The sequence below is a fragment of the Nonomuraea sp. NPDC048901 genome, assembly GCF_040649695.1.
Lineage (GTDB): Bacteria > Actinomycetota > Actinomycetes > Streptosporangiales > Streptosporangiaceae > Nonomuraea.
In genome coordinates, this window is record NZ_JBEZFW010000003.1 from 674,105 (window position 1) to 687,352 (window position 13,248).

The 13,248-nt window shown below is 69.3% G+C and carries 11 protein-coding genes; 9 read left to right on the forward strand and 2 right to left on the reverse strand.

The genetic code is table 11. From position 1 onward, the window contains the following. Positions 1-9 precede the first annotated feature (9 nt). Positions 10-1,524 carry a glycosyltransferase gene (locus AB0C30_RS12615; protein WP_357942633.1) on the reverse strand — a complete coding sequence of 505 codons (1,515 nt, stop codon included), beginning with the start codon at positions 1,522-1,524 and terminating at the stop codon, positions 10-12. A gap of 158 nt (positions 1,525-1,682) precedes the next feature. Here AB0C30_RS12615 and thrC point away from each other — a divergent pair, with 158 nt between their 5' ends. The 5 genes from thrC to AB0C30_RS12640 all read left to right on the forward strand — a co-directional run bounded on the left by thrC (position 1,683) and on the right by AB0C30_RS12640 (position 8,894). Beyond that, positions 1,683-2,741 (forward strand): threonine synthase, encoded by a 1,059-nt coding sequence (gene thrC / locus AB0C30_RS12620; protein WP_357942635.1) that lies wholly within the window; start codon positions 1,683-1,685, stop codon positions 2,739-2,741. 191 nt (positions 2,742-2,932) lie between these two features. Continuing rightward, positions 2,933-3,904, forward strand: a complete 972-nt coding sequence (locus AB0C30_RS12625) for a homoserine kinase (protein ID WP_357942637.1) — start codon at positions 2,933-2,935, stop codon at positions 3,902-3,904. A 456-nt stretch (positions 3,905-4,360) separates the two neighbouring features. Beyond that, positions 4,361-6,460: a transcription termination factor Rho gene (gene rho, locus AB0C30_RS12630; protein ID WP_357942640.1), complete on the forward strand. Its 2,100-nt coding sequence runs from the start codon at positions 4,361-4,363 to the stop codon at positions 6,458-6,460. 577 nt (positions 6,461-7,037) lie between these two features. Then, positions 7,038-8,249 (forward strand): sensor domain-containing protein, encoded by a 1,212-nt coding sequence (locus AB0C30_RS12635; protein ID WP_357942642.1) that lies wholly within the window; start codon positions 7,038-7,040, stop codon positions 8,247-8,249. A 9-nt stretch (positions 8,250-8,258) separates the two neighbouring features. Next, positions 8,259-8,894: a response regulator transcription factor gene (locus AB0C30_RS12640; RefSeq protein ID WP_357942644.1), complete on the forward strand. Its 636-nt coding sequence runs from the start codon at positions 8,259-8,261 to the stop codon at positions 8,892-8,894. Here the strand turns inward: AB0C30_RS12640 and AB0C30_RS12645 are convergent, their stop codons facing one another. Continuing rightward, entirely contained in the window at positions 8,895-9,869 is a 975-nt protein-coding gene (locus AB0C30_RS12645; RefSeq protein ID WP_357942646.1) for a hypothetical protein, read from the reverse strand. A 277-nt stretch (positions 9,870-10,146) separates the two neighbouring features. Here AB0C30_RS12645 and rpmE point away from each other — a divergent pair, with 277 nt between their 5' ends. The 4 genes from rpmE to AB0C30_RS12665 all read left to right on the forward strand — a co-directional run bounded on the left by rpmE (position 10,147) and on the right by AB0C30_RS12665 (position 13,123). Beyond that, the gene (gene rpmE, locus AB0C30_RS12650) at positions 10,147-10,365 is read left to right on the forward strand and encodes a 50S ribosomal protein L31 (protein ID WP_225290356.1); all 219 of its coding nucleotides are present in this window, start codon (positions 10,147-10,149) and stop codon (positions 10,363-10,365) included. An 89-nt stretch (positions 10,366-10,454) separates the two neighbouring features. After that, the gene (gene prfA, locus AB0C30_RS12655) at positions 10,455-11,507 is read left to right on the forward strand and encodes a peptide chain release factor 1 (protein WP_357942648.1); all 1,053 of its coding nucleotides are present in this window, start codon (positions 10,455-10,457) and stop codon (positions 11,505-11,507) included. Beyond that, positions 11,504-12,358 carry a peptide chain release factor N(5)-glutamine methyltransferase gene (prmC, locus tag AB0C30_RS12660; RefSeq protein ID WP_357942650.1) on the forward strand — a complete coding sequence of 285 codons (855 nt, stop codon included), beginning with the start codon at positions 11,504-11,506 and terminating at the stop codon, positions 12,356-12,358. The genes prfA and prmC overlap by 4 nt, the downstream gene beginning before the upstream one ends. A 117-nt stretch (positions 12,359-12,475) precedes the next feature. Beyond that, the gene (locus AB0C30_RS12665; RefSeq protein WP_225290359.1) at positions 12,476-13,123 is read left to right on the forward strand and encodes an L-threonylcarbamoyladenylate synthase; all 648 of its coding nucleotides are present in this window, start codon (positions 12,476-12,478) and stop codon (positions 13,121-13,123) included. Positions 13,124-13,248: the final 125 nt, after the last annotated feature.

The following is a 13,248-nucleotide window of genomic DNA, read 5'->3' on the forward strand; positions in this document are numbered from 1 at the left end:
CCTGCGTTTTCAGCTGGGCCGGAGCGCGGACTTGAGGCGGCCCAGGAGGGTCCGTTCCTCGGCGGCGGGAACCGTGACGATCGGCGGTAGCGGCGCGGCGGGCTGCTGGGGCGCCACCTTCTGAGCCGTGGTCTTCTCGGCTGCGGGTTTCGGCTGCGGGGCGGGGGGCCAGTAGCGGTCCGGGTCCTCGTGCCGTACGCCGTGCGTGGTCTGGATGATCTCGTCGAGATCGTCGCCCGGCGCGGCGAGCAGCAGGGCGCGGCCCAGGGCGGAGGTGCGTTCGAGGCGGGCCGCGCGGCCGTCGGGCAGGTCCACGACGAGCACGCCCGTCAGGTCCTTCTGCACCGTCTCGATCATCCGCTCCAGCGTCGCCTTGTGCAGCGGCACGTCGATCGGGCCCCGGTAGCGGAACGGCGCGGGCGCCGGTGTCGGGGCCGCCTCGTCGATCAGCCGGATCCGGTCGTCGTGGGCGAACAGGTCGCGCATCAGCCGCATCTCGAAGAGCGGGTCGCTGAGCACGGCCCGCCGCCCATCGTGCAGTCGCGCCCACGGTCCCACCAGCGTCACCACGACGTCCTGAAGCTTGCCGTCGAGCGCCGCCGCCACCGCCTGCCGGACCACCGCTTCCGAGGTGTCCGTGACATCCAGGACGATCTCCACGTACGGCACGAGCCAGCGGCGGCCCTGGTCCTTGCGCAGGTCGCGGCGGAGCGGGATCCGGTGCGCCAGGTACGGCTCGACGGCCCGGACAGCGCGATCCCTGTCACGGTGCTGAGCGGGCAGCCCGAGATGTACGGCCTGCGCTTCCATGTCCGGGATGAACACGACGCCGTGCATCGCCAGCCGATAGGCGAACTCGGTGTCCTCACCGCGTACGACGTTCGGGTCGAGACCGCCCACGGCGTGGAAGACCTCACGGGGAAGGGCGAAGGTCGGTCCCGTGCACACGTGGTAGGGATTGCGGCTCTTGCGGAGCCCGTCGGTCTTGGCGATCGTCGCCTCGGTGGAGCTCGACACGCCCGATGCCAGGTCGAACACGTCTCCCAGGTGTCCCGCCCGGAAGACCTGCTCGGCGGTGATCGCCGGCACCTCGATGAAGCGCTTCATCCCGATCGTGACCAGATAGTCGGTCACGTGGTGCCAGCGGGCCAGGGCCTCGATGTGCTCGCGGCAGGCCACCATGTCGGCGTCGAGGCGCTGGATGATCTCGCCGTCGGCGGCCTTGGCGCCGGTGTTGACGGCGTTCGAGATGCCCCAGCCGGTCTTCACCGGGACGATCCGGGTGTTGACCGGGCGGATCTCCGGCAGCCGGATCGGCGGCTCGCTGCCGTCGTCCACGACCAGGACCTCCATGAGGTGGTCCGGGTACGTCTGAGCGGCCAGCGCGGCCAGCGTCAGCTCCAGATGGGGCCCGCCGTGCGCGGGTATCACCACGCTCACGGACAAGGCCGGTGACCAGGTGCCGAGCTCTGGCGGCGACAGCGGAGAATAGTCGTTCTGCGTCATGGCAGGACGCGCGTTCATGGTGGTGACCCCCCTGCCGGGGACCTTACCGGGAGATGCTGAGAATTTCCTGAAATATGGGTTGTTGCGGCCAAGGCTCGGCGGCCCGGGACTCGACTCCGTGAACACCGCCGGGACCCCGTACACTCGGTGCCCAAGACCGCAGGTAGGGAGTCAGTATGAGCAGGTCGTGGCGTGGCCTCATCGAGGAGTACCGAGAGCGCCTTCCGGTCACCACGAAGACGCCCGTCGTCACGCTGCTGGAGGGCGGCACGCCGCTGGTGCCCGCGCACCGCGTCTCCGCGCTGACCGGGTGTGACGTCTACCTCAAGGTGGAGGGCGCCAACCCGACGGGCAGTTTCAAGGACCGTGGCATGACGATGGCCATCAGCAAGGCCGTCGAAGAGGGGGCCAAGGCGGTCATCTGCGCCTCCACCGGCAACACCTCGGCCTCGGCCGCCGCCTACGCCGTACGCGCCGGGCTCACCTGCGCCGTGCTGGTGCCACGTGGCAAGATCGCGATGGGCAAGCTGGCCCAGGCGCTCGTCCACGGGGCCACGCTGCTCCAGGTCGAGGGCTCGTTCGACGACTGCCTGGAGATGACCCGCAAGCTGTCGTCCAGCTACCCGATCGCGCTGGTCAACTCGGTCAACCCGTTCCGGCTGCAGGGCCAGAAGACGGCCGCCTTCGAGATCGTCGACACGCTCGGCGACGCGCCCGACATCCACTGCATCCCGGTGGGCAACGCGGGCAACATCTCGGCCTACTGGATGGGCTACCGCGAATACGCCGCCGACGGGATCGCCACCAAGGCGCCGCGCATGTTCGGCTTCCAGGCCAGCGGCGCGGCCCCCATCGTCAACGGCGGGCCCGTCGCCCATCCGCACACGATCGCCACGGCCATCCGCATCGGCAACCCCGCCTCCTGGCAACTCGCCACGGCGGCGCGCGACGAGTCCGGTGGCGCCATCGAGTCGGTCACGGACCGGCAGATCGCGGCCGCGTACAAACTGCTGGCCCAGGAGGAGGGCGTCTTCGTCGAGCTCGCCTCGGCGGCCAGCGTCGCCGGTCTCCTTCAGGCGCACGCGCGCGGGCTCATCGAGCCCGGGCAGCGCATCGTCTGCACGGTCACGGGCAACGGCCTCAAGGACCCTGACTGGGCGATCGCCGGCGCGCCGGCTCCGGTCACCATCCCCATCGACGTCCACGCCGCCGCGGCCGCCCTCAACCTGGGCTAGGAGCGCCGGGACTCGTACAGCGTGCGGGCGCATGCCGTGGCCTGCGCTCTGCTTGCCGTACGGATGGTTTGTCATACGGAAGCGTTGCCATACGGAAGCGTTGCCGTACGGGAAGCTTTGCCGCACGGATGCTTTGCCGTACGGAAAACAGACCCGTCGCCGCTGAAGGCGGCGGGGGAAAGATCAGGCGAATGAGCACCGTTGACATCCGTGTGCCTGCCACGTCGGCGAACCTGGGCCCCGGCTTCGACACCCTGGGCCTGGCCTTGGGCCTGTACGACGAGGTCCGGGCCACGCTGACCGGCGAGCGGGGCGTCCACGTCACCGTCGAAGGACAGGGCGAAGGCGAGCTCGACCTCGGCGAAGGACACCTGGTCGTCAAGGCCATGCGCAGGACGTTCGACCGCATGGGGGCCGCCCAGCCCGAGGGCATCCGGCTGCACTGCCTCAACCGCATCCCGCACGCCCGCGGCCTGGGCTCGTCCTCGGCCGCGATCTGCGCGGGCATCCTGGCCGCCAGGGCGCTGGCCCGGCCCGGCGAATATACGGGTGCGGAAACCGGCGATGGGGGGCCGCGCGCGGCCGGATTCCCCGACGGATACGGCCTTTACGACGACGAGGTGTTCGCCCTGGCCACCGAGATGGAAGGGCATCCGGACAATGTCGCGCCATGCCTGGCCGGAGGCTTGACGATTGCGTGGACCGACCACTCCGGATCACCGCGTATGGTGAAACTGCTCCCGGATGTGCGCATCCGGCCTGTCGTGTTCGTTCCGGCGACGCGTCTGGCCACGGAGACCGCACGGGGGTTGTTGCCGAAGGACGTGCCCCACAAGGACGCCTCTTTCAACGCCGGCAGGGCTGCGCTGCTGATCGCGGCGCTGACTCACCGGCCGGAGCGCGGGCTGCTGCTCGCCGCCACCGAAGACCGACTTCACCAGAAATACCGTGCGCCTGCGATGCGGGCCAGTGCGGATCTGGTAGAACGTCTCCGTGCAGTGGGCGTGCCTGCGGTCGTTTCGGGAGCAGGTCCCACAGTCCTTGCGTTTTCGACATCGGATTCGCAGGATTTGATCGCGCCAGAAGTGGGTAATGACTGGCACATCCAGCTTATGGACGTCGACCCAGTTGGTGCGAACGTTCAGTTCCCCGAGACACGCTGATGCCTCTTTAGACCTTCAGGGAATAGCCGTGTGCGCTGGTGATGTTAGGCTGATAGCCGCACCAGATGCCCCCTTGTTGGGTGCGTGCTTGTCAGCCACACATCGCTGCATAATGCTGCACGTCGCGAGGCGTGTGCAGCGCGGCTGTCTCCCCGGAATCCGTTGCCTCCGGTTGGCCCACACCCGGTTGGCCCAACGTGAGGCGGCGACGACGGGGGTCTGCGCGTTCGAATCACCTCGACATCTGGCTGGCGACAGCAATCTGAGGGGTGTCATCCACGCGTCACTGTCCTGTGGCCGCTTGGACGTGCCCCTCCCCAAGAGTGGCGGTCGTCCCCAGCGGCGGCCGAAGATCGCAACGTGCACCCCGACCCGGTCTGTCCCGCCGGATCGCAAGCACCTCCGGGACGCCCGGCAGAACAAAACCGGCGCCCGACCCCTGGGAAGGACCTTTAGTTGAGCGACACCACCGAACTCCTCTCCGACGCACCAGGCTCACCTGCGCAGCCCGCGTCCGGCGACACCCCCACCCGCGCCGCGGCCAAGCCGCGCGCGCGTCGCTCCGGCACCGGCCTGTCCGCCAAGGTGCTGCCCGAGCTGCAGAAAATGGCCGCTGAGCTGGGCATCAGCGGCACCGGGCGCATGCGGAAGAGCCAGCTGATCGCGGCCATCCAGGAGAAGCAGGGTGGCGGCACCGGAGAAGGCGCGCCCGCTGCCGTAGCCGAGGCCCCGGCCGCCGCCGACGCGGCGCCCGCCGCGGAGCGGCCCACCAGGGCACGCCGGGAACGTTCCCGCCCCAAGACCGTTGAAGAGCCCGTCGCGCAGGCTCCCGAGCCGGTGGCCGCGGCCCCCGAGCCCGTGGCCGCCGCCGCCCCGGCCGAGCCGGTCGTGGAGCAGGCACAGCCCGCCGACACCCAGCTCGACCCGCGTGGCGACCGTGGTGAGAGCCGCCGTGAGCGGCGCACCAGAGGCGAGCGCCGTGAGCGTGGTGACCGTGGCGGCAGCGACCGTTCCGGCAACGACCGCGGTGAGGGCGGCCGCGATGTTCGTGACGGTCGCGACAGCCGCGACGGCCGTGATGTTCGCGACAGCCGCGACAGTCGTGATGTTCGCGACAGCCGCGACGGTCGTGACAACCGTGACAGCGGTCGTGATGGTGGCCGTGACGGCGGTCGCGTGGAGCAGCGTGAGCGCGTCGCCGACGGCGGCCGCGGCGGCGACCCGCGTGGCGGCAACGACCAGCGCGGTGACCAGCGGAGCGACTCCCGCAACGATCAGCGGGGCGACTCGCGCAACGATCCGCGCGGTGGCGACGACGACGACCGCGGCGGTCGTGGCAGGCGGGGCCGGTTCAGGGAGCGCAACCGCGGCCGTGGCCGTGACCGCTTCGAGAGCAACGAGCCCGTGATCGGCGACGACGACGTACTCATCCCGATCGCCGGCATCCTCGACATCCTCGACAACTACGCGTTCGTCAGGACGAGCGGCTACCTGCCCGGCAGCAACGACGTCTACGTCTCGCTCGCCCAGATCCGCCGCAACGGCCTGCGCAAGGGCGACGTCATCACCGGCGCCGTCCGGCAGCCGCGCGACGGCGAGCGCCGCGAGAAGTTCAACGCCCTGGTCCGCCTCGACACCGTCAACGGCATGGACCCGGAGCAGGCCCGCAACCGGCCCGACTTCAACAAGCTCACGCCGCTCTACCCGCAGGACCGCCTGCGCCTCGAGACCGAGCCGAACATCCTCACCACGCGGATCATCGACCTCGTCTCGCCGATCGGCAAGGGCCAGCGCGGCCTCATCGTCTCGCCGCCCAAGGCCGGTAAGACGATGGTCCTCCAGGCGATCGCCAACGCGATCACCCGTAACAACACCGAGTGCCACCTGATGGTCGTGCTGGTGGACGAGCGGCCTGAAGAGGTCACCGACATGCAGCGGTCGGTCAAGGGCGAGGTCATCCACTCGACCTTCGACCGTCCCGCCGAGGACCACACCACGGTCGCCGAGCTCGCCATCGAGCGGGCCAAGCGCCTGGTGGAGCTGGGCCACGACGTGGTCGTGCTGCTCGACTCGATCACCCGCCTCGGGCGCGCCTACAACCTCGCGGCTCCCGCGAGCGGGCGCATCCTGTCGGGTGGTGTCGACTCCACCGCGCTCTACCCGCCCAAGCGCTTCTTCGGCGCCGCCCGCAACATCGAGAACGGCGGCTCGCTGACGATCCTCGCCACGGCCCTGGTCGAGACCGGGTCCAAGATGGACGAGGTCATCTTCGAGGAGTTCAAGGGCACCGGCAACATGGAGCTCAAGCTCAGCCGCTCCCTGGCCGACAAGCGCATCTTCCCCGCGGTGGACGTCGACGCGTCCAGCACCCGTAAGGAAGAGATCCTCATGGCCAAGGACGAGCTCCAGATCGTCTGGAAGCTGCGCCGGGTGCTCCACGCGCTCGACATGCAGCAGGCGCTGGAACTGCTCCTGGAGAAGATGAAGGAGACCAAGTCCAACGCCGAGTTCCTCCTGCAGGTCCAGAAGACCACGGTGAGCAACGACCGCGACTGACGCTGGTGAAGGGGCGGCAGAGTTCTTCTCTGCCGCCCCTTTCTCTTTGTACGGCCTTCTCTCTTTGGTACGGCATGCATCACGGGCCCCACACGGGGTCTGGGGCCTCGAGGGACAAGGCGGCTGCTTCCACCAGGGACGGCCTGCTACGACGGGCCGTCTTGGTCCGCTCGGTCGGAGGGGGCGTCCCTCGGTAGGGCCTCGGCCACGACGGGTCGTCTTCGTTTTCTCCCCCCTGAGGGGTTTTCCTCGGTAAGGACCCCAGCCACAACGAACCGTCTTCTTCCTCACCCCGGAGGGGATATCCCTGCAAAGGACCCCAGCCACCCACGGACCGTCACAGGGATCGAGGCGGTCGTATGACGGACCGCCCGGGGAGCCACTGCAAGGGGCACAACCGCTGACCCCATGGGGCTGTGACGAGGCGGTGAGAGCGGCCACTGGGGATAACCCCACCTGAGGACGGAAGTCCGCCACATTCTCAGCGGCCCGTTGACCGGGCACCCTTGATGGCATGGTTGCTGTGCCATTGAGGGAGCGCGTGCCGTTGGGGCCCCGGGGGCCCATTGGCGTTGTGGTGGATCCGGCCACGTGGCGGGCCGTGCCCTACATGCTGGTCAGTCTGGCCTTCGGGGTCGGCTGGTTCGCCGTGCTGGCTGTGGCGGTGCCGTTCTCCCTCATACTGGTGGTCCTGTGGGTGGGCATCCCGCTGGTGCTGCTGACCATGTTCACGTGGCGCGGAGCGGCGATGCTGGAGCGCCGGGTGCTGTGGGCCGCGCTGGGCGTACGGATCGCCGATCCCTACCGCGCTCGGCCCGAGCGGGGGATCGGCGCTCATGTGGGGTGGTTGTTCAAGGATCCGGCCACCTGGAAGGACCTCGGCTATCTGTTACTGCTGTTCCCGCTGAGCCTGGTGGAGTTCGTGGTGTCCGCCCTGTCATGGGTGGGGACCCTCACGCTGATCACCGCGCCCTTCTGGCACGCGCAGGGTGAGGTGCTGCGGTTCAACGACACCCTGGCCCTCGACAGCTGGCCGGGGGCGGTGCTCGGCACGATCCTGGGCTTCTGCATGCTGGCCGTGACCGCCTATGCCGTACGCGGGATGGCCTGGCTGCACGGCACGCTGGCCGTGGTGCTGCTCAGCGGGAGCGAGGAGGAGCGGCTGCGGGCCAGCAGGGCCAGGGGCATCGACGCGGCCGAGGCGGAGCGCCGCAGGATCGAACGCGACCTGCACGATGGCGCTCAGCAGCGGCTGCTGTCCGTCGCGGTGGACCTCGGACGGGCGCAGGCCAAGCTCGACCACGCCCCCGAAGAGGCCAGGCTGCTGATCGCCCAGGCGCACAGTGGCACGAAGGCCGCGATCGCCGAGCTACGCGACCTGGCCAGGGGCATCCATCCGGCCATCCTGAGCGATCGGGGGCTCGACGCGGCGCTGTCCGGGCTGGCCGCGCGGGCGCCGGTGCACGTGGACGTGGCGGTCGAGCTCGGCACGGCCGACGAGCGGCCGCCCCCGGCCGTGGAGAGCATCGCCTACTTCATCGTGGCCGAGGCCCTGGCCAACATGGCCAAACACTCGGCCGCCACTGAGGCGTCCGTACGGGTGACCAAGGAAAACCGGCAGGTGATCGTCGACGTCTGGGACAACGGCATCGGCGGCGCCCTGGTCAGCGCGGGCGGCGGCCTGGCGGGGTTAGCCGACCGGGCGGCCACCATTGACGGGGTGCTCATCCTGCACAGCCCCGTAGGCGGTCCCACCCTCGTGCGCGCGGAGTTGCCCTGTGAGTGGTAGGCATTGCACATGCGCGTGGTCATCGCCGAGGATTCCGTACTGCTCCGTGAGGGGCTGGCCCGGCTGCTCGCCGACGGAGGCATCGAGACCGTCGCGGCGGTCTCCGATGGGCCGTCCCTGATCACCGCGGTCAAGGAGCATGCGCCCGACCTGGCGATCGTCGACGTCCGGATGCCGCCGAGCCACACCGACGAGGGGCTGCGCGCCGCGCTGAAGGTGCGGGCGGCCAGCCCGGACTTCCCGATCCTGGTGCTGTCGCAATACGTCGAGGAACGCTACGCGGGCGAGCTCATCGGCCCGGCCGTCGGCTATCTGCTTAAGGAGCGGGTGGCCGACGTGGCCGAGTTCCTGGAGGCCGTGCGGCAGGTGGCGGCGGGCGGCACGGTCATCGACCCCGAGGTGGTGATGCAGCTCCTCAGCAGGCAGCGGCGTGGCGCCCCGCTCGACACGCTCTCCCGGCGCGAGCGCGAGGTGCTGGCGCTGATGGCCGAGGGTCGCTCCAACACGGCCATCGCCGCCCGGCTGGTCGTCACCGAAGGGGCTGTGGAGAAGCACATCTCCGGGATCTTCGCCAAGCTGGCCCTCGGGCCGGCGCCCGAGGACCATCGGCGAGTGCTCGCCGTACTCACCTATCTGGGCCGTTGACTACCTGACGTCCACGAACTCCTGCGGCGACAGCGCGCTGCGGGTCCTGCTCGTGCCGGGCGCCTTGACGCGGAAGTAGCCGTCCTTCTTCATGGTGAAGGACCTGGCGTACTTGCCGGTCGAGTTCGTCTTCACGAAGCGCAGGAGCTTGTACGTCTTGGTGCCCTTGGTCTTGAAGTAGACCTCCAGCTTCTTCTTCGGATACCCCTTGGAGCCGCGATAGACCTTGCCGGAGACCGTGACGGAAGCACCCTTCCGTACCTGGGCCGGGGCCTTGATCGTGATCCTGACCTTGGCCTTCTTCGAGGCGCCGCCCACCGGGGCGACGACGGTGAAGGAGCTGACGCCCTTGAGCGACTGGCCGCCGCGGTTGGCGTACACCTCCAGCGTCCAGTCGCCGGGAGGCGTGTCGTCGCTGAAGAACGTGCTGCCGCGGTAATAGCCGTCGGAGCCGCGCTCCAGGTCGCCCAGGTCGTAGGACTCGTTGGACTCCTCGCTGATGAGCTTGGCGGAGACCGACTCCGCATCGGTCACCGAAGCCTTCACCGAGACCTTGACGTCCTTGCCCTTGACCAGGCGCACCGGGTTGGGCGTGACGCCGCCGCTGGTGATGCCCTGCTTGCCGGAGACATTGAGGACGAAGGCGTTGTTTCCGGTGCCCGAGGCACGCGGGACACTGACGTTCAGCTTCCAGTCGCCGGCGGGGTCGTCCTTGCCGATGCCGAACCTGCCGGTGATCGTCGTCTCCGTGGCCTTGCTCGCCGGAGACGGCCGGAAGTCGAAGTCCACGTCCCGTCCCGACTTGCCGGGCGGAGTGATGCTGCCAGTGACGGCCGCCGTGACGGTCGCCGGGTCCTTCAGCCTGAGAGTGACGCTGACTTCGATGTCCCGGTCGACCGGGATGAACGCGTCCGACGTGGCCGCCCCGTTGAAGTCGCTTCCAGCACTGGCCGCTTGCGCGGCCGAGAGGTTCACGCATCCGAGGAGAAGCGCGGCCCCCGTAGCGGTCGCGAGTAGCGACCGCAGCCCCTTCTTCATCTGATCGCAGTCCTTATGGGATAAAAGTAATGGTTTGTGCGCGGGAGCCTAATGTGACGGCAGTGAGTCCGCTATAAGGTTCCGGGAATGCCCAGTGGCCTGGGACGGTTACAGCATCTGGCACACTGGTAGCTGACCCGCAGCGGTTCCGGCTCCCGCCCGCGTTTGATCGCGACTTCTGGCGACCCGGCGACCGCACCTCGAAAGGACAGCAATGAAGCCCGACATCCACCCCGCCTACAACGTGACCCAGGTCTCCTGCACCTGCGGCAACACGTTCACCACCCGCAGCACCGCCAAGAACGGCGTCATCCACGCCGACGTGTGCTCGGCCTGCCACCCGTTCTACACGGGCAAGCAGAAGATCCTCGACACCGGCGGCCGGGTCGCGCGCTTCGAGAAGCGCTTCGGCAAGAAGTCCTCGGGCAACTAGCTTCACCGACGCCGACCCGGACGCACTCACGTGCGCCGGGTCGGCGTTCTTGGTGAAGAGACCGTTACACCCCAGACGAAGGACGCACGGTGAATCTCGACGAGTTGCTCAAGGAGTATTCCGAGCTGGAGCTGCAGCTCGCCGATCCCGCCGTGCACGCCGACCAGAACAAGGCCCGCACTCTCGGCAGGCGTTACCGGCAGCTGACCCCGATCGTGGGCACCTACCGGGAGCTGGCGTCGGCCCGCGACGACCTGGCCGCGGCCAAGGAGCTGGCGGGCGAGGACGAGGGCTTCGCCGCGGAGGCGGCCGAGATCGAGGAGCGCATCCCGCGCCTCGAAGAGCGGCTCAAACACCTGCTCATCCCGCGTGACCCCAACGATGACAAAGACATCATCATGGAGATCAAGGCGGGCGAGGGCGGCGAGGAGTCCGCGCTGTTCGCCGGCGACCTGCTCCGGATGTATCTGCGTTACGCGGAGCGGCTCGGCTGGAAGACCGAGATCATCGACACCCAGCACTCCGACCTGGGCGGCTACAAGGACGTCACGGTCGCGATCAAGGCCAAGGGCGACGAGGGCGTGTGGTCCAGGCTCAAGTTCGAGGGCGGCGTACACCGTGTGCAGCGGGTGCCCGTCACCGAGTCGCAGGGCCGCATCCACACCAGCGCCGCGGGCGTGCTCATCTACCCCGAGGCCGAGGACGTCGAGGTCCAGATCGACCCCAACGAGCTGCGCATCGACGTCTACCGCTCCAGCGGCCCCGGCGGCCAGAGCGTCAACACCACCGACTCGGCGGTCCGGATCACCCACCTGCCCACGGGCACCGTGGTCTCCTGCCAGAACGAGAAGAGCCAGCTCCAGAACAAGGAGTCGGCGCTGCGCATCCTGCGCGCCCGGCTGCTGGCCATCGCCCAGGAGCAGGCCGAGGCCGCCGCGCAGGCCGAACGCAAGTCGCAGGTGCGGACGGTCGACCGTTCCGAGCGGGTTCGCACGTACAACTTCCCGGAAAACCGCATCTCCGACCACCGAGTCGGCTTCAAGGCGTATAACCTCGACCAAGTTCTCGACGGCGAGCTCACCGCCGTCACCCAGGCCCTCATCGACGCCGAAATGGCGGAGAAGCTCGCACAACACTCATGACATTTCTGCTGGACGAAATCGCCCTCGCCACCGCACGGCTGGCCGAGGCAGGTGTGCCCTCACCGCGTACGGACGCGGAGGAGATCGCGGCCTTCGTCCACGCCGTGCGCAGGAGCGAGCTGCACACGGTCAAGGACGCCGACTTCGACGCGCTCTTCTGGGAGGGCGTCGCCAGGCGCGAGGCCCGCGAGCCGCTGCAGCACATCACCGGCCACGCCTATTTCCGCTACCTGGAGCTCGCGGTCGGGCCCGGCGTGTTCGTACCCCGGCCCGAGACCGAGGTCATGGCGGGCTGGGCCATCGAGACGCTGCGCGCGATGGACGTCGCCGCGCCCCTGGTCGTCGACCTCGGCACCGGCTCGGGCGCGATCGCGCTGTCGATCGCCCAGGAGGTCGCGCTCTCCGAGGTGCACGCGGTCGAGGTCGACCCCGGCGCGTACGGCTGGGCCAAGCGCAACATCTCCGAACACGGCCAGGGCCGCACCCACCTGCATCCGGACGACCTGGCCGAAGCCCTGCCCGAGCTCAACGGCAAGGTCGACCTGGTCATCTCCAACCCGCCCTACATCCCTCCTGGCGCGATTCCGCGTGACCCCGAGGTGCGCGACTACGACCCCTCACGGGCCCTCTACGGCACCGGGGACGACGGTCTGGGTGAGGTACGCGCCGTCGAACGTACCGCGCGCCGCCTGCTGCGCCCCGGTGGCTGGGTCTCCGTCGAACACGCCGACGAGCAGGGCAGGGCCGTCTACCTGACGTTCCCTGAGGACAACGGCTGGCGGGACGTACGGCTGCGGCAGGATCTGACCCGCAGGGACCGCTTCGTCACGGCCAGACTTGGCCAGGACTAGGATGCACGCGAGCGGCGCGGCCTTCTCCTGACGGCGAGAGGTCGCGAAGTGACCGAATGAGGAGGGGGGAGCCTCGAGAGCACCGCTCCCCGCCGAGCGGAGCGAGGCGATAAGACCGTGGGAAGACGCTTTGACTGCACGGACATGGAGCAGCGGGCCGAGGGCCTGACGGAGGCCGCCTCCGCCGTACGCCGCGGCGAGCTGGTAGTGCTGCCGACCGACACGGTCTACGGGATAGGCGCCGACGCCTTCACTCCCGCGGCGATCACCGCCCTGCTCGAGGCCAAGGGCCGCGGCCGCGACATGCCGCCACCGGTCCTCGTCGGCACCGTCAGGGCGGCCAACGCCCTGGTCGACGACCTGGGACCGTACGGTCAGGACCTCATCGACGCCTTCTGGCCCGGCCCCCTCACGCTCGTCTGCAAGGCCAACCGGGCGCTGTCCTGGGACCTGGGCGAGACCAAGGGCACGGTCGCGCTGCGCATGCCGCTCCACCCGGTCGCGCTCGACCTGCTGAAGGAGACCGGCCCGATGGCCGTCTCCAGCGCCAACCGCTCGGGCGCCCCGGCGGCCGTCACGGCGGCGGAGGCCGAGGAGCAGCTGGGTGAGTCGGTCGCGGTCTACCTGGACGGCGGCAAGACCACGGACAACACACCGTCCACGATCCTGGACCTGACCACGGCGGTGCCGCGGATGCTCAGGCGGGGGGCGATCCCGGTGGAGAAACTGCGCGGCATCATCGGCTACGTCGCCACGGACGACTGACCACGGGGCCTGTCGGCCTGGTCCGTTTGTATCTCCATCCGCGGGGCCCCTCGGCCGCCTGGCCCGTCCGGCTTGTCGGCCTGGTCCGCCCGCTCGGCACGTCTGTCCGGCCCATCGGTCTGGCC